29 protein-coding genes are annotated in these 26,239 nt (G+C 63.6%); 11 read left to right on the forward strand and 18 right to left on the reverse strand.

The annotated features are described in order from the left end of the window. Positions 1-69 precede the first annotated feature (69 nt). Positions 70-366, forward strand: coding sequence for a copper-binding protein (locus tag ACVWY5_RS24560; protein ID WP_028336931.1), 297 nt, complete (start codon positions 70-72; stop codon positions 364-366). A gap of 27 nt (positions 367-393) precedes the next feature. On the opposite strand, the gene ACVWY5_RS24565 is transcribed toward ACVWY5_RS24560, so the two are convergent. Then, the gene (locus ACVWY5_RS24565; protein WP_028336932.1) at positions 394-948 is read right to left on the reverse strand and encodes a PQQ-dependent catabolism-associated CXXCW motif protein; all 555 of its coding nucleotides are present in this window, start codon (positions 946-948) and stop codon (positions 394-396) included. Then, positions 945-1,826: a substrate-binding domain-containing protein gene (locus ACVWY5_RS24570; RefSeq protein WP_028336933.1), complete on the reverse strand. Its 882-nt coding sequence runs from the start codon at positions 1,824-1,826 to the stop codon at positions 945-947. The genes ACVWY5_RS24565 and ACVWY5_RS24570 overlap by 4 nt, the downstream gene beginning before the upstream one ends. A 203-nt stretch (positions 1,827-2,029) precedes the next feature. Here ACVWY5_RS24570 and ACVWY5_RS24575 point away from each other — a divergent pair, with 203 nt between their 5' ends. Together ACVWY5_RS24575 and ACVWY5_RS24580 are read left to right on the forward strand one after the other, a co-directional pair. Further along, positions 2,030-2,920, forward strand: a complete 891-nt coding sequence (locus ACVWY5_RS24575; protein ID WP_456671778.1) for a quinoprotein relay system zinc metallohydrolase 2 — start codon at positions 2,030-2,032, stop codon at positions 2,918-2,920. Between the two features lie 43 nt (positions 2,921-2,963). Beyond that, the gene (locus tag ACVWY5_RS24580) at positions 2,964-3,788 is read left to right on the forward strand and encodes a quinoprotein dehydrogenase-associated SoxYZ-like carrier (RefSeq protein WP_028336935.1); all 825 of its coding nucleotides are present in this window, start codon (positions 2,964-2,966) and stop codon (positions 3,786-3,788) included. A 125-nt stretch (positions 3,789-3,913) separates the two neighbouring features. Here the strand turns inward: ACVWY5_RS24580 and ACVWY5_RS24585 are convergent, their stop codons facing one another. Next, entirely contained in the window at positions 3,914-4,255 is a 342-nt protein-coding gene (locus ACVWY5_RS24585; RefSeq protein WP_428841078.1) for a hypothetical protein, read from the reverse strand. 149 nt (positions 4,256-4,404) lie between these two features. Between ACVWY5_RS24585 and ACVWY5_RS24590 the strand changes: the two genes are divergently transcribed. Genes ACVWY5_RS24590 through ACVWY5_RS24605 form a run of 4 tightly spaced genes read left to right on the forward strand, consistent with a single transcriptional unit; the run spans position 4,405 to position 7,171 of the window. After that, positions 4,405-5,337 (forward strand): ABC transporter substrate-binding protein, encoded by a 933-nt coding sequence (locus tag ACVWY5_RS24590; RefSeq protein WP_167350388.1) that lies wholly within the window; start codon positions 4,405-4,407, stop codon positions 5,335-5,337. 2 nt (positions 5,338-5,339) lie between these two features. Beyond that, complete coding sequence (locus ACVWY5_RS24595; protein ID WP_028336938.1) at positions 5,340-6,077, forward strand: ABC transporter permease; 738 nt, start codon at positions 5,340-5,342, stop codon at positions 6,075-6,077. Beyond that, the gene (locus ACVWY5_RS24600; RefSeq protein WP_028336939.1) at positions 6,067-6,777 is read left to right on the forward strand and encodes an ABC transporter ATP-binding protein; all 711 of its coding nucleotides are present in this window, start codon (positions 6,067-6,069) and stop codon (positions 6,775-6,777) included. The genes ACVWY5_RS24595 and ACVWY5_RS24600 overlap by 11 nt, the downstream gene beginning before the upstream one ends. Before the next feature lie 40 nt (positions 6,778-6,817). Next, positions 6,818-7,171, forward strand: coding sequence for a hypothetical protein (locus ACVWY5_RS24605; RefSeq protein ID WP_028336940.1), 354 nt, complete (start codon positions 6,818-6,820; stop codon positions 7,169-7,171). A gap of 5 nt (positions 7,172-7,176) precedes the next feature. On the opposite strand, the gene ACVWY5_RS24610 is transcribed toward ACVWY5_RS24605, so the two are convergent. The 4 genes from ACVWY5_RS24610 to ACVWY5_RS24625 form a co-directional block, all read right to left on the reverse strand. Further along, positions 7,177-7,413, reverse strand: coding sequence for a hypothetical protein (locus ACVWY5_RS24610; RefSeq protein ID WP_028336941.1), 237 nt, complete (start codon positions 7,411-7,413; stop codon positions 7,177-7,179). Positions 7,414-7,530: 117 nt separating this feature from the next. Beyond that, complete coding sequence (locus ACVWY5_RS24615) at positions 7,531-8,415, reverse strand: hypothetical protein (RefSeq protein ID WP_050383931.1); 885 nt, start codon at positions 8,413-8,415, stop codon at positions 7,531-7,533. Positions 8,416-8,641: 226 nt separating this feature from the next. After that, entirely contained in the window at positions 8,642-8,722 is an 81-nt protein-coding gene (gene pqqA, locus ACVWY5_RS24620; protein ID WP_009031067.1) for a pyrroloquinoline quinone precursor peptide PqqA, read from the reverse strand. A gap of 332 nt (positions 8,723-9,054) precedes the next feature. Then, positions 9,055-9,453: an EF-hand domain-containing protein gene (locus ACVWY5_RS24625; RefSeq protein ID WP_028336943.1), complete on the reverse strand. Its 399-nt coding sequence runs from the start codon at positions 9,451-9,453 to the stop codon at positions 9,055-9,057. Between the two features lie 661 nt (positions 9,454-10,114). On the opposite strand from ACVWY5_RS24625, the gene ACVWY5_RS24630 reads away from it, so the two are divergent. The 3 genes from ACVWY5_RS24630 (at position 10,115) to ACVWY5_RS24640 (ending at position 13,078) form a co-directional block, all read left to right on the forward strand. Continuing rightward, positions 10,115-11,779: a methanol/ethanol family PQQ-dependent dehydrogenase gene (locus ACVWY5_RS24630; RefSeq protein WP_018272901.1), complete on the forward strand. Its 1,665-nt coding sequence runs from the start codon at positions 10,115-10,117 to the stop codon at positions 11,777-11,779. Positions 11,780-11,855: 76 nt separating this feature from the next. Beyond that, complete coding sequence (locus ACVWY5_RS24635) at positions 11,856-12,143, forward strand: c-type cytochrome (RefSeq protein ID WP_167350389.1); 288 nt, start codon at positions 11,856-11,858, stop codon at positions 12,141-12,143. After that, positions 12,140-13,078 carry a transporter substrate-binding domain-containing protein gene (locus ACVWY5_RS24640; RefSeq protein ID WP_028336945.1) on the forward strand — a complete coding sequence of 313 codons (939 nt, stop codon included), beginning with the start codon at positions 12,140-12,142 and terminating at the stop codon, positions 13,076-13,078. The genes ACVWY5_RS24635 and ACVWY5_RS24640 overlap by 4 nt, the downstream gene beginning before the upstream one ends. Before the next feature lie 12 nt (positions 13,079-13,090). Here ACVWY5_RS24640 and ACVWY5_RS24645 read toward each other — a convergent pair whose 3' ends face one another. The 11 genes from ACVWY5_RS24645 to ACVWY5_RS24695 form a co-directional block, all read right to left on the reverse strand. Further along, entirely contained in the window at positions 13,091-13,999 is a 909-nt protein-coding gene (locus tag ACVWY5_RS24645; RefSeq protein WP_028336946.1) for a flagellin, read from the reverse strand. A 16-nt stretch (positions 14,000-14,015) separates the two neighbouring features. Further along, positions 14,016-15,791, reverse strand: coding sequence for a flagellar hook-associated protein FlgK (gene flgK / locus ACVWY5_RS24650; RefSeq protein WP_028336947.1), 1,776 nt, complete (start codon positions 15,789-15,791; stop codon positions 14,016-14,018). A 27-nt stretch (positions 15,792-15,818) separates the two neighbouring features. After that, a complete protein-coding gene (locus ACVWY5_RS24655; protein ID WP_028336948.1) occupies positions 15,819-16,274 on the reverse strand; it encodes a hypothetical protein in 456 nt (151 codons plus the stop codon). Positions 16,275-16,293: 19 nt separating this feature from the next. Continuing rightward, positions 16,294-16,545, reverse strand: coding sequence for a hypothetical protein (locus tag ACVWY5_RS24660; RefSeq protein WP_038377841.1), 252 nt, complete (start codon positions 16,543-16,545; stop codon positions 16,294-16,296). Continuing rightward, on the reverse strand, positions 16,545-17,816 hold the full coding sequence (gene flgE, locus ACVWY5_RS24665) for a flagellar hook protein FlgE (RefSeq protein WP_028336950.1): 1,272 nt from the start codon (positions 17,814-17,816) through the stop codon (positions 16,545-16,547). The genes ACVWY5_RS24660 and flgE overlap by 1 nt, the downstream gene beginning before the upstream one ends. A gap of 19 nt (positions 17,817-17,835) precedes the next feature. Continuing rightward, the gene (locus ACVWY5_RS24670; protein ID WP_028336951.1) at positions 17,836-18,495 is read right to left on the reverse strand and encodes a flagellar hook assembly protein FlgD; all 660 of its coding nucleotides are present in this window, start codon (positions 18,493-18,495) and stop codon (positions 17,836-17,838) included. Between the two features lie 237 nt (positions 18,496-18,732). After that, entirely contained in the window at positions 18,733-19,233 is a 501-nt protein-coding gene (locus ACVWY5_RS24675; RefSeq protein WP_321176851.1) for a hypothetical protein, read from the reverse strand. A gap of 103 nt (positions 19,234-19,336) precedes the next feature. Beyond that, the gene (locus ACVWY5_RS24680) at positions 19,337-19,780 is read right to left on the reverse strand and encodes a flagellar export chaperone FliS (protein WP_028336952.1); all 444 of its coding nucleotides are present in this window, start codon (positions 19,778-19,780) and stop codon (positions 19,337-19,339) included. Next, on the reverse strand, positions 19,780-21,477 hold the full coding sequence (gene fliD, locus ACVWY5_RS24685; protein WP_028336953.1) for a flagellar filament capping protein FliD: 1,698 nt from the start codon (positions 21,475-21,477) through the stop codon (positions 19,780-19,782). The genes ACVWY5_RS24680 and fliD overlap by 1 nt, the downstream gene beginning before the upstream one ends. A gap of 63 nt (positions 21,478-21,540) precedes the next feature. After that, positions 21,541-22,365: a flagellin gene (locus tag ACVWY5_RS24690; protein WP_028336954.1), complete on the reverse strand. Its 825-nt coding sequence runs from the start codon at positions 22,363-22,365 to the stop codon at positions 21,541-21,543. A gap of 140 nt (positions 22,366-22,505) precedes the next feature. Then, a complete protein-coding gene (locus tag ACVWY5_RS24695) occupies positions 22,506-23,207 on the reverse strand; it encodes an RNA polymerase sigma factor (RefSeq protein ID WP_028336955.1) in 702 nt (233 codons plus the stop codon). A gap of 667 nt (positions 23,208-23,874) precedes the next feature. Here ACVWY5_RS24695 and ACVWY5_RS24700 point away from each other — a divergent pair. Then, entirely contained in the window at positions 23,875-26,223 is a 2,349-nt protein-coding gene (locus tag ACVWY5_RS24700) for a hypothetical protein (protein ID WP_321176852.1), read from the forward strand. The last annotated feature ends 16 nt before the right edge of the window (positions 26,224-26,239 follow it).

Consider the following 26,239-nt stretch of genomic DNA (forward strand, 5'->3'; position numbering starts at 1 on the left):
ACACCGATCCGGAACAAACTGCGCTGCCCGCTCGTTGTCCCCAACTATATCTGAAGTTGGGAGACCTCCATGAAAGCAGCCAAGATCGTCATGACCAGCCTTGCCGCCGCGAGCCTGGTCACCACAGCGGCTTTGGCCCAGCAATCCATGTCGGGAATGGTCACCAAGATTGACCGACTGAGTGGAACCATCTCGATCCAGCAGACGCAAAGCGGCACGGTGGGCGCGTCCGGCGGCGCGATCCAGGAATACAAGGTGCCCAAGGGACAGTCGCTGGAGGCATTCCACGCCGGTGACAAGGTCTCGTTCACCACGACGGACAGCGACGGCGGCAAGACCATCAACAAGCTCGACAAGCAGAAGTAACGGTCCGCATGCCGCGAGAGGACGGGCTTACTGCTCTCCCTCGCGCGGCTCGGGCTCGGCGTCCGCCAGCGGCAATTTGGCACGCTCCCATCCGTCGGTTCCCTCCGGATACCACGCCACGTTGCGGTAGCCGTAGGACAGCACGCGCTTGGCGGCGTTCCACGACATCCAGCAATTCTCCTGGCAGTAGATCACGAGCAGTCTGGTCGCGTCGCCGCCTGAGGCGCGGACGAGCCCGCGCCGCAGATAATCCTCCGTGGACGCGGCGAGCTTGCCGTAGCCGGTGTCGGGCAGCCAGATGCTGCCGGGAATGTTGAGGTGCGGCCGTTCGCGCCACACCGTGCCGGCGGGCAGATTTGGCTTCGGCGCGCGCGGCAGCACGTCGACGAAGGCGGCGGACTTGTCGCGCCATATCGCTTCCGCTTCCGCGGTCGTGAGCACCCGTGCGCCGGCAAGCGTCACCGGCACCGGCGCGCGGTAGTCCTCGGTGCGATAGCTCTCCGGCTCTGCGGGTGGGTCCTGCGCGCGGACAGGCGAAGCGGCGACGAACATCACCGCAAGCATGGCCGCGAGCCTGATCATGGTGATTTGGTCGCGGTCTCCGGCCCGATTGGACGGTCGTTTTCGTCGAGCAGCGGGACGCCGTAGTCGAGCAGGATCTTGTTGATCTCGGGCTGGTTCTCCTGGATCAGGCGATTGAGCTGGCGCTTCCAGTTCTGGTCGGACGCCCGCACGCCCATGCCGATGCGATAGACCAGCTTCGGTCCCGTGGTCTCCTTGACCAGCGGCGTGATGTGTAGCGGCGGGTTGGCCTTCTTGGCGTAAAAGCCCGCCATCGGTCCCCACAGGATGCCGGCGTCGATCTCACCCTTGGCGAGATCGTTCATCATCGCCTCGGCCGACGAATCGTAGCGCGTATCGATCATCAGCGGATAAGGCTTCGCATTGGTCATCAGGCCGTTGATGGCCATGTTGGTCGCGGGCGGCGTTCCCGCCACGATGCCGATATGCTTGCCCTTCAGCCGCTGGTCCTCGAGCGTCGTGACCTCGTCGAGCCCACTGCCCGGCTTGGCAACGATCGCATAGGCTGTGCGGTAATACGGATTGGTGCCCTGCGCGAGGTCATCGCCTTGCGGAAACCCCATGATGACGTCGCAGCGATGCGCGCCGAGCGTCATCCGCACGAAGCCGGTGGCCTGCGGAAAGAACATGTAGTCGAGCTTCTTTTGCAGCTTCCCGGCCAGCAGTTCGCCGATCTTGTTCTCAAACCCCTCGCCCTTGTCGTTCGAGAACGGCAGGTTGCGGGGATCGGCACAGATGCGCAGCACGCGGGCATCGATGAGCTCGATGGAAAGTTCGCCCTGATCATTGACCTGCGCGCGCGCAATGTCGCGGCCGGCCAGACAGGCGATGAAGCCGACAAGCGCGAGCAGAACAGGACGGCATCCGACAATTCTCATTACGCGGCCTCCTCTTGATCGGATCGATCGCCGCCATCCAGCAATTGCCCGGCGCACCATGACGTGCAACAGGAATAATGATCGCGACCACGCCGCGTTGCTTGCTGCAGCGCAAACTGGAACGCGACGACATCGATCGCGCGTCCCGGAGTAACTGAGGCGGAAACATGGCTCATGGCGGTTCGGTGCTTGCGCTGCTCCTGATGCTTTGGGCGCCGACCATAGCGCGGGCGCAGGAGGCGGAATTGCCTGTAAGCGAAGTCGCTCCCGGAATATTCGTTCACACCGGGGTCACCGCATTGATGACGCGCGAGAACGAAGGCGCCATCGCCAATGTGGGATTCGTGATCGGCGACAGTGCCGTCGCCGTCATCGACACCGGCGGCAGCGTCCGCGAAGGACGACAGCTGCTCGCCGCGGTCCGCAGTCGTACCGACAAGCCGATACGCTACGTGATCAACACCCACGCGCATCCGGACCACAGCTTCGGCAATGCGGCTTTCGTCGGCGACGGGACCAGCTTCGTCGGCCATAAGTCTCTGCCACGCGCGCTGGCCGCGCGCGGACAATTCTACCTCGACGGGTTTCGCCGGAGCATGGGCGACGCGCTGATCGATGAGGTGAAGATCATCCCCCCGACCGTGCTGGTCGCGGACACGCTGAAGCTCGACCTCGGCGGCCGCGCCCTCACCCTGAGAGCGTGGCCGCCCGCCCATAGCGACAACGACCTCACGGTCCTCGACGAGCAAACCAGGACCCTGTTCGCCGGCGATATGGTGTTTCTCATCCATATTCCCGTGGTCGACGGCAGCCTCAAGGGCTGGCTGCGTGCGCTCGACGCACTCGCGGCGATCTCCACAGAGCGCGTGGTTCCCGGTCACGGACCCGTGAGCGCGTGGCCGGCAGCGCTTGCCGATGAGCGACGTTACCTCGGGGTGCTGGCCGCGGACGTGCGCGCACTGGTCGCAAGCGGCAGGCCGATCACCGCCGCGGCCGAGCACGCCGCAGCCGCCGAGCGGCCGCGCTGGCAATTGTTCGACGATTACAACGCCCGCAACGCAACTGCAGCATTCTCGGAAATTGAATGGGAATAGCTGATCGTCCTATAATGACGCGGCTGCATAGGATTTCGCGAACATGACCGGACATCGCGCCCGCCTGCTTTGCATCGCAAGCCTGCTCACGATCGCGCTGGGCACACCGGCTGCGCCGGCGGCAGAGGCCTATGATCCCTGGCCGGGTCTCGTCCAGGACATCTTCAGCAACCGTCCGATGAATGACGGCAATGACGTCATCGGCATCGAAATGCCGATACGTGCGGAAGACGCTGCGATCGTGCCGGTGACGCTGCGCACCAAGCTGCAACCGAGCGACAGCCGCCGCGTCGTCGCGATCACGCTTGTGATCGACGAGAACCCGGCTCCGATGGCCGCGAAGTTCACGCTGGGGCCGGACGCCAACGTCACCGAGATCTCGACCCGCGTCCGCGTCAACAACTACACCAATGTGCACGCCGTCGCGGAGCTCAGCGACGGCAAGCTCTATGTGAGCAAGGTCTATGTCAAAGCATCCGGCGGCTGCTCGGCGCCGGCCGGCAAGAACGTCGAGGAAGCCAAGAACCGCCTCGGTCAGATGCGCTACCGGCAATTCACCAAGTCCGAACAGGGACCTGCCACCAGCACGCGGGAAGCCCAGATCATGATCGGGCATCCGAATAATTCAGGCCTGCAGATGGACCAGGTCACGCAGCTCTATATCCCGGCCTTCTTCGTCAACGAGCTGCACATTTGGCAGGACGACAGTCCCGTGCTGGCGATGGAGGGCGGGATCTCGATTTCCGAGGATCCCAATATCCGCTTCACCTACGTCTCGAACGGCGCCAAGCGTTTCCGTGCCGAAGCCAAGGACACCGAAGGGCATATTTTCGAGCACGAATGGAAGGTCGAGAATCCCGGCACCTGACGCCTCGCGATCTCACGACGGACGCAAAAACGCGATGAGATCAGGTTGGATCGCTATCGCACTTTAGCACGGTATTTAAGCATGATCTTTCCGGAAAACCGCTTCACACTTTTCCGGTTCAGGCTCTAGAAGCACCTGACTTCGGCTTCAGCCTGGGCGCGCCTGAGGTCGTTGAGCGCGTTCGCGGCCTGCTCGGACGAGCGGAACTGGCCGCCCAGATTGCCGCGCACCTGCGCCATGCTCAGCACGGTCTCGGCGGTGACGTACCGATCGTAGGGGATGATCGAGGCGACGACGTCGATCGAGCAGGAACATTGCTCGATCGACTGCCGGGATTCGCCATTGGCCTTCATGCAGCCGAACACATATTCGGCCCGCGCCGAGGTCGGATAGTCGTTGATCTCCTGGGCCCGCACGCTGACGGCCGTCCCGGTGAGCACCAGGATGGCGACAATCGGTCGTAGCATGCCAGCTCCTGCCATGGTCCTGCTTCCTCTTCTCTTTCCGCAAGCTATGCTATGGATGTTGATCAGAAAAGAAAACATTCGGGGAAGTGGCTCAAGAAACGATGATCATCTCTGTACGCACGGTGTTGGCTGCGGCAGTTCTGGCGGTCATGCAGTTCGGCACCTCGTGCTACGCGCAGACCATCCGCGTTGCAGCGCAGAAGACCGGAACGCTGGCCTGGGAACTGGCCGTCATTCGCTCCCATGGTCTCGACAAGAAGGCCAATCTGTCGATCGACGTCGTCGAGCTGGCCAGCCCCGAGGCCGGCAAGATCGCGCTGCGCGCTGGCACGGCCGACGTGATGGTCTCGGACTGGCCTTGGGTGTCGCGCGAGCGGTCGCTCGGCGCGAAGCTGCAATTCTATCCCTATTCGAGCGCGCTGGGCGCCGTGATGGTCCCGGCCTCCTCGCCGGTCAAGGCGCTGGCGGACCTCAAGGGGCGCAAGCTTGCCGTGGCCGGCGGCGCGATCGACAAGAACTGGCTGCTGCTTCAGGCCGCTTCGAAGCAGGACGGCGTCGACCTGAAGTCGCAAGCGACCATCGTCTATGGCGCACCGCCGCTGCTCGCCGCCAAGACGCTCGGCGGCGAGATGGACGCGACGCTCAATTACTGGAATTTCTGCGCCGCGCTCGAAGCCAAGGGCTTTCGCCGGCTCGCCGGCATGGAAGAGATCCTGCAAAAGCTCGGCAGCAAGGGCCGCATCGCCATGATTGGCTACGTGTTCGACGAAGCCTGGGCGAACGCCAACAAGGATCTGGTGGCCCGCTTCATCGCCGTGACGCGCGCCGCGAAAGAGATTCTGGCGACCTCGGATGCCGAATGGGACGCGATCGCGCCGCTGACCGGTGCGCAGGATGCCGCAACCCTGCATGCCTATCGTGAGCGCTACCGCGAAGGCATCCCGCGCCGTCCTATCGCGGACGAAGAGGCGGATGCGCGCGTGCTCTACCGCGTGCTGGCGCAGCTCGGCGGCCGCGATCTGGTCGGCTCCGCAACCGAGCTCGATCCCGGCACCTTCTATCAAGCGATTCCGGGAGACTAGCGGTGCTGCGTCTCCTGTCATTCACGCTGTTCATCGCGACCTGGTGGATCGCCTCGCTGCTGATCGGCGATGCGAAACTGCCGGCGCCGCCGGCGGTGCTGTCGGTGCTCGTCGCCGAAGCCCGATCGGGCGCGTTGTTCGTCAATCTCGGCGCAACCCTGGCCCGGGTCGCGCTGGCCTTCACCCTTGCCATGGCGCTCGGCTCGGCGATCGGCTATCTGATGGGCCGCGTCTCGCTTGCCAATCGCCTTGGCGATCCCTGGCTGATCCTGCTGCTCAATTTGCCGGCGCTCGTCGTCATCGTGCTCGCCTACATCTGGGCCGGGCTGACCGAGGTCGCGGCAATCGCAGCCATCGCCATCAACAAACTGCCGACCGCCGTCGTCACCCTGCGCGAAGGCGCCCGCGCGCTCGACCCTGCGCTCGACGAAATGGCGACGGCGTTCGCCTTTCCGCGCGGCCGCGCCTTCCGCCATGTGATCCTGCCGCAGCTTGCGCCCTACATTGCGGCCGCTGCACGCTCCGGGCTCTCGCTGGTCTGGAAGATCGTCCTGGTCGCCGAATATCTCGGCCGGCCGAACGGCGTCGGCTTCGAGATCGGCGTCGCCTTCCAGCTGTTCGACATCCCCTTGCTGCTCGCCTATTCGCTGAGCTTTGCCGCAGTCGTGCTCGTCATCGAGACCCTGCTGGTGCAGCCGTTTGAAACCAGGCTAACGCGGTGGCGGCTCCGTGCAGCTTGAGGTCAATATCACCGGCAAGAGCTTTGCGAGCGCGGCCGGGAAGCGGCACGACGTGCTCGACAACGTCACCTTCACGCTGAACGCCGGCGAGGTCGGCGTGCTGTTCGGCCCGTCAGGCTGCGGCAAGAGCACCCTGCTCCGGATCCTCGCCGGGCTCGACGCCAACTACCAGGGCCATGTCACGCGATCGCCGGGCATGCGCCTTGGCATGGTCTTCCAGGAGCCGCGGCTGCTGCCCTGGCGCACGGTCGAGGAGAATGTGCGGCTGGCCGCGCCGCATGTCGGCGACAGCACGCTCTCTGCGCTGTTCGAGGTGCTCGAACTGGGCGCGCACCGCAACCATTTTCCCGCGGAGCTGTCGCTCGGCCTCGCCCGCCGCGTCGCGCTGGCCCGCGCCTTCGCCATCGAGCCCGATTTCCTGATCCTCGATGAGCCGCTGGCCTCGCTCGACAATGCGCTCGCGGGGCGGCTGCGCGACCAGGTCGCAACGCTGGTGGCCAGCCGGAAAATGATGACCTTGCTCGTCACCCACGATCTCGACGACGCGGTTCGCCTCGGCGATCGCCTGTTCTTCCTGTCGTCGCGGCCGGCCCGAATCCTTCACGTCGAGACCATCGCCGCACCACGCGCGACGCGCGGCGAGCCCGAGATCGACGAAATCAAGCGGCAACTCTCACAGTTGGACCTTGCAAATATGTGAGACGCCGTCATCCTTGGACGAAGCATAAAGGAGAGGCTGGATGTCGCGCGCGTTGATCGCTGTTGGTGTTGCGTTGCTTGTGCTGCCGGTGACAGTGTTCGCTCAAAGCAAGGGCAAAGGCATTCGGCTGTGGAATCTGACCAGCGCCACGATTTCGAGCTTTGAGTTGTCGCCGGCAGGCAAGAACGAGTGGGGTCCCAACCAGACGCTCAACGACAAGGACAAGGAAGTCGACCATGACGAGCGCCTGCGGGTCACCGGCGTCGAGCCCGGCCGCTACGACGCGAAGGTCGGCTACAGCGGCGCCAGGCAGTGCTTCGTTCGCGACATCGAGATCAAGGCCGACGCCGTGTTCTCGGTATCCGACAAGGATCTGAAGGACTGCAACAAATAGAAAGGCTAACCCGCCGGCAGCTCGCCGCCCGCGCCGGCCCGATCGTTGCTGTGCGGATATTCGCAACGCCAGCGCACCGCTGTCCATTTCGGATGTTCGCCGACCCACCGCGCGATGTAAGGCGGCGCGGCCATGGCGCATTGCTGCAGAGAGCCGTTCCAGTTGAACACCAGATGCTGCTCCTCGCAGGTGGCGGGCGACAGCACGGCACATACCGTGACGATCAGATCAATCGGGTTCATGCGCGATCCCTAAGCGTGCTCATGCAATAGATAACACGGCGAAATACGTAATCGGCCACGTCCTGGTTTCACAGCCCCGTGACAGGTTGGGGAACCCGGTCCCAGAGGCTTCACGCTCTAGAAGTTCAAACCGTACACCAGCCGCGCCTGATGGCGCTCGAAATTGACGAGGTCGAGAGCGGCATTGCTCCCCGCCCGCTGCCCCCACGCCTGGACGCTCCAGGTCGCGGTCAGGCGTGAACGTTCGGAGAGCTGGAAATAGGCGGTCGGCCCGATGAACAGCGCCTGCCCGGACAATTCATCCAGGCCGATTCCCTCGTACTTCCTGAAATAGCGCGCTTCGCCGCCGATCAGGATATCCGGCTTCACCCTGGCCATCAGGCCGAATGCGGCACCGATGGTGGCATCCTGATCCGCAGCGCCGGTGCGCGGCGTGCGCGTCCATTCCGGCTCATAGCTTAGGTTGAGGGCCGCGATGACAAAATTCGGGATCACCTCGCGGTCGAACGCGACCGTGAGTTCGGTGCCATAACTACGGACGGCTGCGGCCGTCGTCTCGTCGACGCGATCGGCACGCGTCTCCAGCGCGACCGTCATGCCAAAGGGCGCCGCCTCGCGATTCAGAAAGCGATAGCGGAAATCGACCGAGACGCTCTGCCACGACAGCTGGCGCCGATCGTCGAGACCCGGAACGCGGTTGATGTCGTATGCGCTGAATGACGTTCCGAGCTCGACACGAAAATTCGGCGCGGGCACGAGCTCGAGCTCCATTTCCTGATTGAGCGTGCGATACCGGCCGCCGTCCTTGGCGAAGCGCCCGGTGGTCTGGCTCTGGAATTCACGCTCGCCGACATTGCCCACGTCGGAGCCGATCATAAAGCCGAAGATGTGCTCGGTATCAAAGTCCTCGGCATAGGCGCCAGGCGGCAACACCGCCGTGATGCCGGCAATCGCCGCGCACAACGTCCCCGCCCAACGCCCGGTCCTGAGTTTTGGATTCATCGTCCCCGCACCACCGCCTCAGGCCACACTGTAGGACAAAGCAGCAAGGCCCGCCAATCGCGCAGGTGGTGTCGGTCTCAAGGTCTTGTGGGAAGGGTATGAGGGAAGCTGGCCGAGCGGCCGCATCAGCGCCCGCAAAAGACACTTTCCACAAAAGACGCCTGCCCGGCTCGATGCAGCGGGCTGCACGAGCCGGGCAGGCTGTCTCGCGTTACTTGTCTTAAGATTACTTGCGCGCTGCGCAGGCGTACATGTTGATTTCCATGCCCACCGGCACTTCGACGATCTTCGGTGTTTTCCAGGCCATTTCCTTCTCCCAAGTCATAAGTTGGCGCAAGCCTCGCGCCGCGCGGCAAGCTAGGACTGCCTTTTCCAGCGCGCAAGCCGGCCGGGTAAGGACCCGACTTCGCTGCTGGACATGCCGAAGCGGACGACGGCTCGCTAACATCTGCCCGGCATCGGGAACTCCGACACTGATCTGTCGGGCATTTTCCGGCTGCCGGGCGGCGACGCAACGGCAAGGAGACCCGATTCATCCAGCCGCGTCTTGCCCAAGAGCGAAATCGCAACTTTTTTTGTTATGCGCGGATTCCTGCGTCAATATCCGGCAATCCGCCCGGAATGCGCCCGCTAGGCAAGCTATTTGAGCAGGCGCAGCAGGGCCCGGCCGGCGCGCGAGTTCAACTCCTTCGCATCCAGCGTTCCGTCATTGTCGGGATCTGCGGCCTTGAAGCGCTGCTCGACGACCGCGAGATATTCGTCGAGCGTCAGAGTGCCGTCGTGATCCGGATCGGCAGCGGCCAGTTCTTTCGCGGTCAGCCGTCCGCGCAATTCGCGCGCGTCGAGCGTGCCGTCATGGTCGGGATCGAGCTTCGCGAACAGGTCGGCAGCAGCCTTCTTGGCTTCGGCGAGATCGACCGTACCGTCATTATCAGGATCGAGCATCTTCAGCGCGCCCTTGCGGCCGGATGCCGCCAGGGCGGGCGCCGACAGAACGGCCATGGCCAAAGTCAGAGCAAGCGATCGGCGCGAAATCATCATTCATCTCCCTTGCGTGCCGCTCCGGCGACGGGGCGAAGCGCGCCACGAAAAGCGCATCATAACAGCCTTGGCGAACGTTCGACAGCTGGCGCAACGGGCGAGCCCTCGTCGGTTTTCGGGTGGAAAGAGACCTCCCGACCGGTCACCTGTGGAGCTCCGACGTATAGCACCAGGATGATCGAGGTGAACCATGAGCGACATTTGCAGAAGCGTATTGGGCTGTCTGGTTGTGCTCGGTCTGCTTACGCCCGTGTCAGCGCAGACCCGGCACCCTGCCCCATCGGCGGAGGCGGTGCAGCAGCGCGTGCTCACCGGTAAGGAGCGGCTCGGCCGCAAATGGACCGACGAGCAGCGTATCGATAATTGCAATGTGCCGCCGGACAAGCGGGGCGCGAAACCGCGGCCGAGTGTCTGTCCCCCTACGCCGTCCAGCTGACCGTTCGCGCCGCGGCATACCGACGGAGCGCTGGTGTAGCGTATTCCACGCGACGGCAAGCCACGAACGCATCTGCGAAAGACCTGACGCTTCCGATCGGTCTTTTGCGGTTAGCGGGCGCTCGTTCACGTTTTCGTATTGACCCGTTTTGGTTTCAGGCGGATGGTTCCGTCCGCAACGTCAGGAATAGGCGTGCGGAAAAAAGTTCATTGGGAGGATAGGATGAGACGCATTGCGCTGGCCGCAAGCCTCGTGATTCTTGCATCGTATGGTGCAAGCGCCCAGACCAACGAGCAGTTGGTCAAGGGGGCGACTGATACTTCGAACGTTCTCAATTACGGAATGGGTTACAATCTTCAGCGCTTCTCGACGCTGAACCAGATCAACAAGGACACCGTCAAAAATCTGGTGCCGGTCTGGAATTACAGTTTGAACGACGACCGCAGCGAGGAATCGCAGCCGCTCGTCTACCAGGGCGTCATTTACGTCACCACGCACAACGCCACGATCGCGATCGACGCCAAATCCGGCAAGCAGATCTGGAAGACCAAGGTCGAGTATCCCGCCGAGACGCCGCGTATCGTCTGCTGCGGCATCATCAATCGCGGTGCCGCGCTGTATGACGGCAAGGTGTTTCGCACCACGCTCGACGCCAATGTGATCGCGCTCGATGCCAAGACCGGCAAGGAGCTGTGGCGCCAGAAGGCCGCGGATATCAAGGAAGGCTACTCGATGACGGTGGCCCCGCTGGTCGCCGACGGCGTCGTGATCACCGGCATCTCGGGCGCCGAGTTCGGCACCCGCGGCTTCATCGACGGCTGGGATCCCGCCACCGGCAAGAAGCTCTGGCGTACCTACTCGATCCCGACCCCGGACGAACCCGGTGGCGACACCTGGAAGGGCGACACCTGGAAGCTGGGTGGCGGCTCGACCTGGATCACCGGCTCCTACGATCCCGAACTGAACACGGTGTATTGGGGCATCGGCAATCCCGGACCGTTCAACTCGGCGGTGCGTCCCGGCGACAACCTCTACACCTGCTCGGTGCTGGCGCTCGATCCGAAGACCGGCAAGATCAAGTGGCACTACCAGTTCTCGCCGAACAATCCGTTCGACTATGACTCGGTGGCCGAGATGGTGCTCGCCGACATGAACGTCGAGGGCAAGCCGACCAAGGTGCTGATGGACGCCAACCGCAACGGCTTCTTCTACGTGCTCGATCGCACCAACGGGAAGCTGCTCGCGGCCAATCCCTATGTGAACGTCAACTGGGCCACCGGCATCGATATGAAGACCGGACGGCCGATCGAGACCGACATCACCAAGGATGCGCGTGAAGGCAAGAAGGTCACGGTCTACCCGTCGATCCTCGGCGGCAAGAACTGGGAGCCGATGTCGTTCAATCCGCAGACCGGCCTCGCCTACGCCAACACACTCGCGTTCGGCGGCAAGTACAAGGCCGAACCGGTGACGTTCAAGCAGGGCGAATGGTATCTCGGCATGGATCTCACCGATCCCTGGGAATGGGGCACCGGACCGCGCGGCCATCTGAAGGCGATCGATCCGATGACCGGCAAGGCGAAGTGGGAAGCGCCGAGCGATATTCCGCGCTTCTCCGGCGTGCTCTCCACCGGTGGCGGCGTGGTGTTCTCCGGTCAGCTGACCGGCGAATTCGAGGCTTTCGACGCCGATACCGGCAAGAAGCTCTGGCAGTTCCAGACGGGCTCGGGCATCGAGGGACAACCCGTCACCTGGCAACAGGACGGCGTGCAGTACGTCGCCGTCACCTCCGGCTATGGCGGCGTCTATTCGCTGTTCTCGGGCGACGAGCGGCTTGCCAAGGTCCCACCCGGCGGATCGCTGTGGGTTTTCGCGGTCAAGAACTGAGCGCGGAGCACACGTGACTGAACGAGTAACCCTGTTGACGGCGGCGATCTTCGCCGCCGTCGCTGCGGCGGTGATAATGCTGATCCCCGCCGCCGCACAACAATCAACCGCAATCGACCTTCAGGGTCAGGCCGACCAGGGCAAGGTCACCTACGCCAAGAACTGCTCGCATTGCCACGGGCCCAACATGGTCAATTCCGGCACCATCACGCCGGACTTGCGCGCGTTTCCCGACGACAAGACGCGCTTCGTGACCACCGTGAAGCAAGGCAAGAACGGCAAGATGCCGCCCTGGATCGACATCCTGAACGAGCAGGAGATCGCCGACGTCTGGGCCTTCGTGTCCAGCCGGAGGACCCCATGAGGGCCCTGCTCGCGGCCGCGGCGTCAGCCCTGCTTCTTGCCATGTCGGCGGCAGCGCATGCCGCCGACGAACCGCTCAAGGTATGCCTCGACGAGGATTTGCCGCCGCTGTCGGCGCATCATCGCGGCAAGCCCGATGCCGGCTTCGACGTCGCGCTCGCGCAGGCCATTGCCGAGCGGCTCGGACGGCCGCTCAAGATTCAGTGGTTCGAGAGCAAGCTCGATGAAGATTCGAGCCCCGCGCTCGAAGCCAATGCTCTGCTGTCGGACGGGCGCTGCTCGCTGGTCGGCGGCTACGCGCTTACCACGGACTCGCTGAAGGCACCCGGCGTCACGACGGCCAAGCTGCCGGACTTCGACGGCGCTACCCGCGAGGATCGCCGCCGGCGGATTCCGATCGGCGTGCTGGCGCCAAGCCAACCCTATATCTATTCGCCGATGACCGTTGTCCTCGGTCCCAAGGCCAAGGACAAGATCAAGGAGCGCAAGATCACCGATATCGGCGATCTCGCCGGCCTTCGCCTGACGATCGAAAGCGGCACGCTGGGCGACGCCATCCTGATGACCTTCGACAAGGGAAAGCTGATCGACGACATCACGCACCTCGTTCCAGGGCGCAGCGACCTGCTCGGAGAACTGGAACGCGGCGAATTCGACGCCACGCTGCTCGACCTGCGTCGCTTCGATGCCTACCGCGCTGAACATCCCGACACCAGGATCACGGCCTCGGGCTACTATTATCCGATCGGCGCCAACCGCGGCTACGTTGCGCTCGAAACCGACAAAGGACTGCTGGAATCCGTCAACAAGGTCCTCGCCGACCTGCAGGCCAAGGGCACCATCGCGGAGCTCGGCAAGGCCGCCGCCCTTACCTGGCTTCCGCCGCGCGAGCCGATCATCCTCGGCGATGTCTGGCTGAAGATCCTGAACCGGTGATGCCGGCGATAGCTATCGCAAATAGCTTGCCAGATTCATGCTCTGGATCTTGGAGATCGCCGAATAGGACGCCGTCAGCTGCGCCTGATAGGTCGAAAGCTGCGCCGTCACGGCCGCAACGTCGACACTGGTGAGGTCCGTCGACAGCGTCTTCGCAAAATTCTGATAGTCGCTCTGGTTGGTGCTGGCGGTCTCAATCTGCGACGCCACGGTCGACAGCTTTGCCTGCACGGTGGATGTGGCATCCAGCGCACTGCTCGCAAGGTCGAGCGCCTGCGAGACGTCGCTCGACGACAGCGTCGTGCTGTTGCCGACGTATTTCAGCAGCCGCATCACCTGCTCGAACGCCGGATTGTCGGCGGTGACGCCGTAGGAGATCGATTGGCTGTCCGACACGCGCACGGACGCGATCTCGCTGTCGCCCTTGTAATAGCTGGTGTCTGATGTCGTCAGCGATCCGGTGCCGGTGTCAAAGCTCGACAAATCCGCCGGCGCGGTGTCAGTGCGGGCGCCGCTGAAGACATATTCACCGTCATACTGAGTGTTGAGCAGCCCCTGCATCTGCGCCATGGCCTGCCGGGCATAGTTGATCACCGATGCCGTCGCCGTGCTGCTGCCGGTGGTGGCCGCGCTGAGCTGGGTCCGCAGCTGCGTGATGATGTCGGTCACCGAGCCGACCGCCGAATACATCACCTGCACCTTGTTATCCGCGAGTTGGCTGGCATCGATATAGGACTGCGCACGCGTCACCGAGACCTGCAAATTGATGACGCGCCCGGCGCCGGAACCATAGCCGCCGAAATCCTCGGATTGCAGCCCGGAGGACTCCTGCACCTGCTCGTTGGCCATCACCGCTTGCACCCGCAGCGCGCTTGATATCATCTGGTCCGACTGAGCAAAGGTGGCAACACGCATCATCATGACGACGGCCTCGGGCTCAGCTGGCACTCATCGCGGTCATCAGCGCCGAGAACATGGCGTTGATCGCGGTAATGATCTGGGACGCGGCGGCGTATTTGTTCTGCAACGCACTCAGATTTGCGGATTCCTCGTCAATGTTGACGCCGGACTGCGACGACAGCGAATTCGCATAAGTCGACTGCGCGGTTTGCTTGGCGGTGTAGGCCGCCGACGCCTGGGTCGCCTTGCCGGCGACGTTGGCGACGATGGCGGCCGCGTAGTCCGTGAAAGAGCCGGTGGTCGCGCCAAGACCGCCCGCCATACCGAAATTGGTCGCCCCCGTCAGCGCGCTCGAGAGCGCGTTCACCACCGTCGCCGAGCCCGGCGACAGCACCGAAGTTCCGACGGTCAGAGTGGATGACGCATCGAGCGTCGCCGTTGGCAGCGCTGCCGTGCCGTTCAGAATGTCACTGCGCACGGCGATATCGGACGCGCCGGTCCCCGTGATCAGGTCGTTGAACCCGAAGTAATCCGAAAAGCCTTCGCCCGAACTGCCGACCGCGCTCGTCATCTCGTTGATGGCGACGCCGTTGCCCGATCCGCTCGCCGCGATCGTCAAATGTCCATTGGCATCGATCGAGGCTGACAGCCCCGAGATACCGTTGATCGCGGTGGCGAGATCACCGACCGTAGCGTAGGACGACAGATCGAGGTCCTGGTAGGACACGAGGTTCCCGCTCTTGTCCGCTACCGCGATGCGCACCGTGCCGGTCGCCGACAGCGGCGTCGTGCTGCTCACGGTGCCGGTCCCGGTCAGGCTCGCCGGCGGCGGCACCGACGTGCCCTGGTTCGACACCGCATTGACGCTTGCGGAAAGCTGCCTGGCAAGCTCATCGAGCTGCGACTGCGCCGCCGGCAGCGTCTGGTCGCGCAGCGTGATCAGCGCGCTGACCTTGCCCGAGGAGATCTGCGAGGTGATGTCGACGCCGTTGACGGTGATGCCGCTGAAACCGCTTGACGATCCAGCGCTATACGTCGTCGACGCCGTGACGCTGGGCAGCGCCGTATAGCTCAGCGGATGCGCCGTGCTATCGACCAGCGTCTGCCCCGATCGGGTATAAACCTGCAGATCGCCGGTCGACGTGGTAAAATAGCTCACATTCATCATCGACGCGAGATCCTGCAGCGCGCTGTTGCGCTGGTCCTCCAGATCAGCCGTCGATTGTCCGGCCGCCGCCTGCTGCTTGATCTGCTTGTTGAGGTCGGCGATCTGCTGCAGGTCGGAATTGATGTCGGTCACCGACGACGCGATGTCCTGGTCGGCATTGGAGCGCAGCGTCTGGATGCCGCTCGAGGTCTGCTGCAGCTGCGTCGTCACCGCCGCAAGCGCGCTGACGGCGTTCGATTGCAGCGACGCACTGCTCGGCGTGCTCGCCAACGACGACAACGCCGACTCGAACGCCGCGATCGTGTTGGCCAGCGAGGTTCCCGTCGTGGAGCTGTCCGAGCTCGATGTGCTGCCATAGAGCTGCTGGAGCTCGGTCAGAAAGCTGTTGGTGGTGTCGGCGGCGCCGAGATCGGAATCGGCCCCGACCAGCGACTTCAGGAGCAGCTTGTCGACCGCGCTGCTGATCCCCGTGATCGTGACGCCGGTACCGACACCGGAAGTGACGCTGCTGCTCTGGTTGGCGGTCTTCGCGGTATAGCCCTTGGTGTCGGCATTGGAAATATTGGCCGAGGCTACGCTGATCTGCACCTGCGTGGCCGACAGCCCGCTGAATGCGATGCTTCGTGCAATATCGAGCGAGGACACGGCCTACTCCCTCCGGCGCCGGCCCGATCAGGCCCGCACATTGGTGCCATAGGACATCGCCGGCGTGACGCGACGGCCGCCGGCGCCATAAGGCGACACGTTGGCGATCTGCTCGCGGATCGCCTGCATGATCGCCTCGATCCTGCGATTGCTGGCATCGATCGCCGCACGCAGCCGCATCACGTTCTCATCCATCGCCATGCGCAGCTTCAGGATCCGATCCATCAGCTGCTCGCGCAGCACGCGATCCTGGACGTTGAGATTTGCCGTCTTGCCGACCGCCTCCGCCACACATTGCTCGAACAGGGTGGCAAGTCGGTGCTTCTCGTCGACCTGCTTCAGCCGCGAGGCCGGCAAGCCCTTGGCGAGCTCGACATTCTCCTCGTTCACGATCGCGATCAGATTGTCGATCAGCGCGATCAACGACCTTGCGCGCTCGTCATTGCCCGCGGGAATGATCTTGATGTTGCGTTCCGGTGTCATGTCATCGCTCCCGTTCAAGCTAGTGTCCGCGACGCAGGGCGCGAACCGATTGTGCGCTGCGTCCATACGCGGTGATTGCCGTAACCCGGACCGCGGCCCGGTTGAGTTCCTGGTCGAGCCGCGCGCATTCGCGCATCAGCTGGTCCCGCAACGTTCCGACATCGTCGAGCAACGCACGGAGCTGCGCCCGGTCGTCCGGCCGGACCGAGGCGGCCTTCGCCTGCAGCCGCTGAAGCTTGACCAGCAAGCGGTCATTCCACTTCTCGGTCATCAACGCGACACCGCCGAGATCAGCGTATCGAACATCTTATCGACGGTGGTGATCACCTGCGATGCCGCCGAATAGGCCTGCTGCGCCGAGATCATGTTGGAGAACTGACCGCTGGTGTCAGTGGTGCTCGATTCCAGTTCGCTGCCGTAGATCGTACCAGCGCCGTTGCTGCCCGACGTCTGCAGCGTGGCGTTGCCGGACGCTGCCGTCGCGGAGTACATGCCGTCGCTGGCCGCGCTCAATCCGTTGGGGTCGCTGAAGGTCGCGACCGCGGTCTTGTAGATTGCGATCGTCTGCCCGTTGGAGTAGGTCGCGTCGACCACGCCGCCCTTGCCGATCGAAATGCTGCTCAGCTTGCCATAGGGCAGACCGTCCGACGTGATGCTCGTAAGGTCGACGGCCGGCGTGGTCTCGCCTGACGAATACTGCGTGAGGCCATCGGTCTTGCCAGCCGTACCGAGATTGAGCGTAATGGAGCTGTCGGCCGCGCCATCTGTCCAACCGGTCACCGAGATGGTCGGCGGGCTCGGCACCGTCGATTTGAGTGAACCATCGCTATTGAAGGTGATCGCTACCGTATCGGTGATCGCGCCGGCACTGGCCGTCGTGGAGTCCGATGCGAGCTTGGGCTGCTCGAAGCTGGCCTTCCAGGTGTTGTCACCAGTCTTTTCCCAATCGATCTGGATCGTGCTCGCCGTGCCAAGCGAATCGTAGACTGTCATCGAGCTATTGAAGGTCGCACCGACGGCGGCATCGGCCGGCAGGTTCGCAGCGATCGTGGTCTTGGTGGTGGCGCTGCCGCTGGTGGAAGCCACCTGCGTATTGATCGGACCAAGGCTCGCGGCGGAGGTATTGCCGATGATGTTGCCGTCGGCGTCGGTGCGCCAGCCCTCGAGGTAATTGCCGTTGTTGACGAGGTAGCCCAGATTGTCGGTGGTGAACGCGCCGTTGCGCGTATAGGAGGTGGTGCCGCCGGACGTCGCGTTGGTGGTGACGAAGAAGCCGCTGCCCTGGATCGCGACGTCGGTGGCGTTGGTGGTCGCGGACAGCAAGCCCTGCTGGGTGATGTTGGCGCGGCCGGACACCGTGACGCCGCCGGACGTGTATGAGGTGGCGCTGTTCGACGCGGTCACCAGATCCTGGAACATCGCCGACGTGGTCTTGTAGCCCGTGGTGTCGGCGTTGGAAATGTTGTCAGAAATCATCGCCAGCGACTGGCTCTGCGCATTGAGCGCCGAGATCGCCGAGGAAAGAGCACCAGTGAGACTCATGATATTACTCCGGAAGCAATCAGGACGTGACGCCGATAATGTTGGCGGCGCTGACGGGGACGCCGTTCACGAGCAGCGAGGGCGTCGAGCCGGAGGCATCGATGCCGGTCACCGTTCCCGTCATCGTGGTGTAGCTAAGCAGCGAGTTTCCAGCGGAGTCGGTCGCAGTCACCTGAATCGAGTACTGGCCGCCGTCCTTGAGCTGGGTGCCGTCGGAGGTCTGACCGTTCCAGGTGAAGGTGTTGGAGCCGGCGGTTCCGGTCCCCTTGCCGCTCCACACCGTGTTGCCCGAGGAGTCCTGGATCGTGATCGCGACGTTGGACGCGGCCGAGGTTAGCGAGTAGCCGAACGTCGCCGAGCCGTTGGTCAGCTCCGCCGTGTTCGTCTTCGCCTCGACGGTGTGGCCGATATAGTTGACCGAGTTGAGCGTCACGAGGCTCGAGAACGAGCTCGCCAGCGACGTCATGCTGGCGTTGGTCGATTGCTGCTCGGTGAAGTTGGCGTAGGAGGTGAGCTGGTTGATGAAGTCGGTCGTGCTGGTGGCGTTCAGCGGATCCTGGTTTTGCAGCTCGCTGACGAGCAGGTTGAGGAAATCGGTCGAGCTCATCCCCATCGACGCACTCGACGACGCGCTCGACGTGGTAGAGGTTGCAGCAGAGGTTGCCGAGGAAACGGTCATGACAAGGCTCTCTTCGCCGCGGAATGCGCGACGGAACGCGGTGGAACATTGGGGTCGTGATGTCGTTCGCAGATAAAACGGATGGCGCGCCGATTTCAGGCGCGGATTCATCCACCCGGAATCACTTGATGAATCGGCAGAAATTGCCGTGTCCGTGGCGGGTTCGTAGCTCGCAGGCGTGCGCAAGCATCTCGCCGCGAAAGCACGCGGGGAGCTGCAACGGCAATGCGGAGCGTCTTAGAGCGAAAGGCTGATCGGCAGACCCGCCTCGCCAAGCATCAATGCCGGCGGCGTCAATGCGGGCAACAGGCAGAGGGCCAGCAGCAGCGCAGGCAGCACCTTGCCTTGCTGTGCGGATTGGTCCGGTGCTTGGGCATCGTTCGGCTGATCGTCAGCCGAGGCAGGCCCCGAAGCGGGCTTCTGGGGCAATTTCGCCGCCGCGGTCACGATGCGGTCGGCAAGACCCTTGGGTGCGCGAACCGGCGGCGCCGCGAGCGCGCGGCGTACCGCGTTCGCCTCCTCAAAGAGCGTCCGCGCTTCGGCCGAGGATGCCAGGAGCCGGGCGGCGCCAAGACGTTGATCGTCGGGCCAGCGGGACAGATCCTCCCCCAGCTGGTCGATCAGGTCTTCGAATGTCGCAACATCCATCGCGCGCGCAGATCCAGCCTCGTCGCCAAGGCTGTCATAAAGCATTCGCGGGACGGCGGAAATCAATTTCCGCCGCTGTCGCATCAGCATGGTGCTCGCCGGGCGGCTATTTTCCCCAGCCAGGGAGCCCGCCCAGGCCCCTTGCTGCGCCGGCTAAGCGCCCTCGCCGGGTGATTCGCTGGCCTCTCCGGGCTCAGCGGCCGGCGGCTGATTCGAGCGTCTTGTCGAGTGCCCTGGCCTTGGCGGCCTTGCCGGCGGTCGCTTCGACGAACTTCCAGGCGTCGCGCAGTTCCGCAAGGCTCGCGATGATGCGCCGAAAATTCTCCCTGGCCTGCGGCCGGCCATAGGAGCGCAGGCACGCCATGATCAGGGCGTTATAGGTGCGGTAGAGACGATCGGCCATCGCGCCGCCGCGGGTGAAGTCGAGATTGTGGCTCAGCCCGCGCAGGATCGCGGTCGCCCGCGTCAGATAGATGTGCCCTTCCTCGAAGCGCTTCGCCTCGTGCGCTTCCAGCGCCTTTTGCAACAGCGTGATCGCGCCGTCGCACAGCATCACGACCGCCTTCAACGGCGGAACCGCCACCGCTGCGGATCGATAGGCATTGTTGGCTTGGTAGGCGGTCGCGTTCTGGGTCATTAGTTACTCGATGATGCATCTAGGAGTGCTTTCAGGTAGCCCAGCGTGTTGTTCGCGCTCTCGATGGCCGCCTGGTAATTGGCGTACTGAACCTGCAGCTGAGCCTTGAACGTCGCCGCATTGCTCTGAATGTCGCTGACCTGGGACTGCAGGTCGGTATCGCGCGACTGCAAGTTGGTGATCAGCGTCTGCAGCTGACCGCTGGTGCCGGAACTGGTATGCGCGAGCTGGTAGAGCTGCGTCGCCAAACCCGACGACGATGTCACCGTGATCGACTGCGAGGTCGAGCCCGTATAGGTGAAGGCCATGCCGGCGTAGATCGTACCCGAATTGCCGATGATGGTGTTGCCGACCACCGAAAAGCCGGAGCTGTCGCCGCCGACCGAGGCTCCGGTCAGCGTACCGGTGGAGTCCACCGTGAGGTCGAGCGTGAAGGATTGCGGCGATGTGCCGGTGTTGACCACGCTGAGCTGGCTGGACGAAGTGGTGGTCTGCGCCGACAGCAGCTGGGTGACGCCGGCGAGATTTTGCGTCAGCACCGTCGACAGCGTGCCGGTATCGAGCTGGAGCTCGTTGTTCTCATTGAAGGACAGGCCGAGATCGGCCATCGTCATGCCGCCGACCGTGCCGCTGAGCACCTGCTGCAGCTGGGTCATGATATCGCGCATCGTGCTGTCGCCGAACAGAACCGCGCTTGACGCGGCCGTGCCGTCGGAATTCTGCGCCGACTGCGCGATCACCTGGTCGCGAAATGCGTTGTAGTTGGTGACGAAGGTCTGCAGCGCTGACGTGATCTGGCTGGTGTCGGTCTCGATACTGATGTTGAGGCTCGTGCCGCTCGGCGTCGGCTGCAGCAGGTCGAACGTGACGCCGGACAGGACGTCGGAAATGTCGTTGGTGTTGCGCATGAGCGCGATGCCGTCGAGGGTGAATTCCGCGGACTGCGACTTCTGCAGCACGTCGGTGAACGCTCCGGACGTGTCGGTGACGCCGAGCTTGTTCAGGATGTCGTCGCCCGACGTCGACGAATAGGTGATGTCAGCGGCGTCTTGCGTCCCCGTCAGCACCATCTCATAGGACCCGCTCGACACCTGGACGATGGAGGCCTGGACGTTGGTGGTCGAGGTCTGGGCATTGATGGTGTCGACGATATCCTGCATGGACATGCCGCTGGTGATCGAGATCGCCGTGCTGGTGCCGCCGGACAGGCCGAGCGAGAAAGTGCCGGAGAGGCCCAGCGCGGTCGAGCTGCCCGACTGCGAGGAGCCGATCACCTTCTGCGCGGTCGCGAGCTGGGTGATCTGGAGCGTGTGATCGCCGGTCGCCGAGCCGCTGTTGACGCTCATGTTGAGCGCCGACGAGGCGCTGACGTCACCGGTGGACGAGATCGTCGCCGCGCGCGTGGCGAACGCGTTGGTGGCAATCGAATTGATGATTGAGGTGCTGAGCGACGACAACCCGGTCGCCAGCGTCGAAAGCTCGGTCTGCAGCGATTGATAGGCCGTGATCTTGGCCCGGTTCGCGGTGATCGTCGTGGTGATCGAGGTCGCCGCTGCGAGCTTGGCGTTGACTTCGGCCTCGATCAGGGCATCCCAGTCGATGCTGGTCGAATTGGTCGTGCCGGTCGTTGTCACCGTGCTGGCAGAACTGGTCGACGTCGTGCCTGATGTGCTCGAGGTGGCGCTGCTAACCGTCATGTCGACACTTCCGCCGCGATAGGAATCGGGCCGGCATCATGCCGGCCCGATCGATCTTTCGAATTAGCCGAGCAGCTTCAGCAGGTACTGCGGCATCTGGTTCGCCGCGGTTTCAGCCGAGACCGCGGCCTGGGTCTTCACTTCGGCCGAAGACAGCGTCGCCTGCTCGGAGGCGATATCGACGTCCTTGATCGCCGAGTTGGCCGATTGCAGGTTCTGGGTCTGGGTCGAGATCGAGTCAGCGCTGAAGTTGAAGCGAGATTCCTGAGCACCGATCTCGGCGCGTGCGGACGAAACCTTGTCGATCGCGGTGTCGAGAGCCGTCATCGCGCTGGTGGCACTCGACAGGCTGGACACGTCGAGCGACGTCACAGACAGCGACGAGGCCGTGAGGCTCGTCAACGTGATCGTGATGGTGTCGGCCGAGGTCGAACCGACCAGCACCGAGACGCCCGAGGAAAACACGCTCGAACCATCGAGCAAGCTCTGGCTGCTGTAGCGGGTGCCGCTGGCGATCGAGTCGATTTCGCCCTTGAGCTGCGTGAATTCCGAGTTGATGTAGGCGCGGCTGGAATCGGCCACGGTGCCCGAGGCGGACTCGGAAGCCAGCGACTTCATGCGGGCCAGGATGTCCGAGATGTTGGAGGCGCCGCCGTCGGCGGTCTGCAGGATCGATGTCGCCTGCGCCGCGTTGGTGGCGGCCTGCTGCAGCGTCGTGATGTCGGAGGAGATGCGGGTCGAGATCGCAAGACCCGCCGCGTCGTCGGAGGCCGAGGTGATGCGCGAGCCGCTCGACAGCTTCGACAGCGCGCTGGTTTCCTGCTGCGAGTTGATGTTGAGGTAGCGGACCGCGGAGTTCGCGGCGGTGTTGGTGGAGATTGCCGGCATGAGTAGCTCCTGTGCTGATGGGGCATGGCATGCCGCATCGTGAAGAAGAGAGGTGACGCGGATCCAGCCCCCGTCCGCCCGATCAAACGGGTCGGCCGCCGGTGGTCAGGCGCAAAATCTTCAGAAGCCGGAATTTATGGTTAGCAGTCAGTAAACGCGCCGCGCAGGTCGCGCTCGTGCCGCTTCAGCATCTCGCGCAACTGCTGCCGTCCTCGCTTCAACAGCGACTCCACCGCGGCCACGGTCGTGTCCATGACCTCGGCGATCTCGCCGTTGCTCATGTTCTCATGATACGAGAGGATCACCGCGACGCGCTGCTGCTCGGGCAGCCGCTGCATCGCGACCTCCAGCAAATTGCCGATCTCGTTGCGCTCGATCACGGCGGAGGCATCGAGCTGGGTGTCGGCGACCTCGGGCACGACATCGACATTCTCGGTGCGCGGCTTGCGGCGCAGATCGATGCAGCGGTTGCTGACGACGCGATAGAGCCAGGTCGAGAACTTGGCGCGGCCATGCTGCCAGCGGCCGCGATGCGTCCACACCTTCAGCATCGTGTCCTGCACGACGTCTTCGGCATCGGCGGCGTTGCCGACGATGCGCAGCGCGATCGCGTAGGCGCGATCGACGTGACGTTCGACCAGAGCACGAAACGCCGTCTCGTCGCCGGCGGCGAGGCGGTCGAGCAACTCCTTGTCTTCGTCGTGGATCTCGACGGTGTCGAGCGGGCCCGCATCGGCAACGGTGGGGACGTTGCTCCAGGGAGCAGCCGCTTCGGCCGGCGCAACCGCGGCCGGCGTGGCCTCCACTTCGGCCGGTGCCCTCATATCAAGCGCGTAACTCATCCGCCGCTCTCCAACCAACGCCGCTGGCACACATTCCATGCGGCTTCTGAGCGTTGAACGGAGGGGGCCCGCAAACCAGGCGAACTTTTTTCGTTATTTTTCAAATGCTTAGCTGGATGTTTTTGCCGACCGCCCGGCAAAAGCTGCCGCTGCGCGGAGGCGCAGGGAAAAGTTCGACGGAGTTTGGAGCAGTCGTTCAGCATCGCCTCGCATTTCCGCGGAAGAGATCGTCGCGTCGGAAAACGCAGTTGTCACACCAACTAACGCCACGCGAACACATGCATGCGCGGAGCATGCGAGTGATTCACCGCCGTTGGTCGCCATCTTGCATTCGACGATTGCGACTGGGCAATTTTTTCCGAATCACTGTTTCGACGTTATCGGATTTTTTGAGTCTGTCAGTCGCGAAGCGCGCGTTTTCGAATCCCGCATCAACTTTTTTGAACTGTCGCGCCTGATTTGTCTCACGCGCGCGTTCAACGCTTGAGGACTGGCGGGAATTTTGCGCATGACGATCATGACGGTCGACGCGACGCGTCGAGCGCAGAATGTTTCTGCATGTTCATTCGATGTTTTCGATACATTTCTGTTGCGCGCCTGCACGACGCCGGATGGCGTATTTGAAAGGGTTTTTCAGCGCTCCTGCATTGCTGGAAAATTTCCGAACATGTCCGCCAGTTTCGTTCAGCATCGAACCCAGGCGGAAGCGCGGGCGCGCAAAGTATCGCAGGAGCGGTGCGGCTCAACTGAAGTGCGCATCGCCGACATCTACAAATACTTTCCGTTCAGGCTGTTCGGCCTGAGCCGCGATACGTTGCAGGATCTTGCACAGCTCGAGTTCGAGACCGAACTCGAACTGTGCCGCGCCAATCCCGAAATGCTCGAGCAATATCTGGACATGAAGCGCGGCGGCTTTCGCGTCGGCTTCATTTCCGACACCTACTGGAGCACCGACCAGCTCGCGCAGCTGCTACGTTGCTGCAGTCCCGGGCTGAGCTGGGATTTCCTCTATGCGTCCTGCGATCACGGCAGCAGCAAGAGCGAGGCGTTGTTTAAGGCCTATCTCGCCGAGCAAGGCATCGATGCGGCAAGCTCGTTCCATGTCGGCGACAACCACGCCGCCGATATCAAGGGCGCGCGCCGTCACGGCATCCGTCCGCGCGACTACCCGCAGGCCGGTGCGGCATTGGCCTCCAAGTTTCAACGCGAGACATCGATCTTCGAATTGATGTGCCCCAATCAGCCGTCGCGGCTCGATTGCGGCGCCCGCACGCTGCGGCGTGCGGTGACGGCGAAGAGCGAGGAGCATTCTCCCGTTTTCGATCTCGGCGTGACCGTGCTCGGCCCCGTGATGGCGGCGTTCGATGCATTCATTGCCGCGCGGCGCACCGCGCTTGCTCGCGAGGGCGCGCGCGTTGCGGTCGGATTCCTCGGCCGCGACGGCCTGCTGCCGTATCGGGTCTGGCAGGCAAACCACGGCGAGACCGGCGCCTATATTGAGATCAATCGTCGCGTCAGTCTGGTCGGGTCCGCCGATACGCTCGAACCACTGTGTGAACTGCTACGCCGGGTCGTCAGGATCGACGCGGCGACCTTTGTCGACATCGTCAAGGTGCGGCCGCCCGCCGTGATGAAGTTCTTCGCGCAGTCTCCCGACGGCATTGCGAGCGGCCGCGAACTCGCCGACGCCCTGCCCGATTTGATGGAGTCGCGCGAAATCACCGATATCGCTGCCGGCGTCCGTGGCCGTTTGCTGACCTATCTTCGCGCGCATATCCGGGATTTCGACGGCTGCACCGATCTGATCCTGGCCGACCTCGGCTATTCCGCAAGCGTGCAGAAATCGCTGCGGCGAATTTTCGATCGCGAGGGCATCCGCATCCGCCTGCACGGCGCCTATCTGCTGACGCTTGACGATGCCTTCGACGACATCGCCGATGACGACACCGCGGAGGGCCTGATCTCGGATCGCGTCGTCACGCCGCACGTCAAGCGCATGCTGATCCGCAACGTCGCTTTGCTGGAGCAGCTGTGCTGTTCTACGGAAGGATCGGCGCGGGATTATCGCGACGGCGACGTGTTGCGCGAGGGCGATCAGCGCCCGGCCGCCCAGCTGGCGCTGGCGACCGAGGTGCAATCCGGAACGCTCGCCTATGTTTCGCGCGCCCGCGAGCTGGCACCACGCTACGGATTGCAGCCCGATGCCGACCCCGCGGTCGCGGCACGCTGGACGGCCGCCGTGCTCGGACGGCTCCTGTTGCTGCCGGACGATGATGAGCTCGCGCTGCTCGGCGGCATCAAGCATGACGTCAATCTCGGCACCCAGGCGTTGGCGCCATTGCTCGATGCCGACTTCGTCAATGATTACATCATCGCCCGAGGCCTCATGACCGCCTGCACGGCTCCGGCGCCCCCGATGTGGCTGGCGGGCAGCTTTGCCGCCCTGTCGCCGTCGCATGCCTATCTCTACACGCTGTTCGGCGCCAATTGCTTGCCCGCGAATGTGTTCGGCGAAGCGCTGTGCGGGACGCTGCAGGTCGGTCTGTTCGATCGGAACGGCCAGGCGTCGCTGGAGGCGATCAGCGTCTATCATACCGGGCTCGGCGACCTTCGCCTGCGGATCCCGCTGTCGCGCCGGATGGCGATCGCGACCATCGCACTGCCGCTCGCCAAGCTCACCCGCGACGGGATGCTCCACGGCATCACGGTCCAATACGGCGAGAGCGCCGCGAAAGCCGCCGAGAGTTCGAACGTGACAGCGATCGCCGAGGGACGGCTCATCGATGCCGGCCTCGAACGGCGCGGCCGTCACTTCCGCGCAACCAGTGACGACGGCATGCTGCTGGTGCCGGTCGACGGCTTCGAAGACGATGTTGCCATCTACACGGTCGCGCTGACCGCCTTCGACCATGACCGCATCCTTGCGGTCGCGGACCGCGACGGCAACGGCGCCCCCTCGGCCACGCTGACCTGGCGCAACGCCAAAGGGATGTCGGCAACGAGCAACGACAGCTGATTTGTCCGCCTGATCT

It is taken from the genome of Bradyrhizobium sp. USDA 3256, from assembly GCF_054058275.1.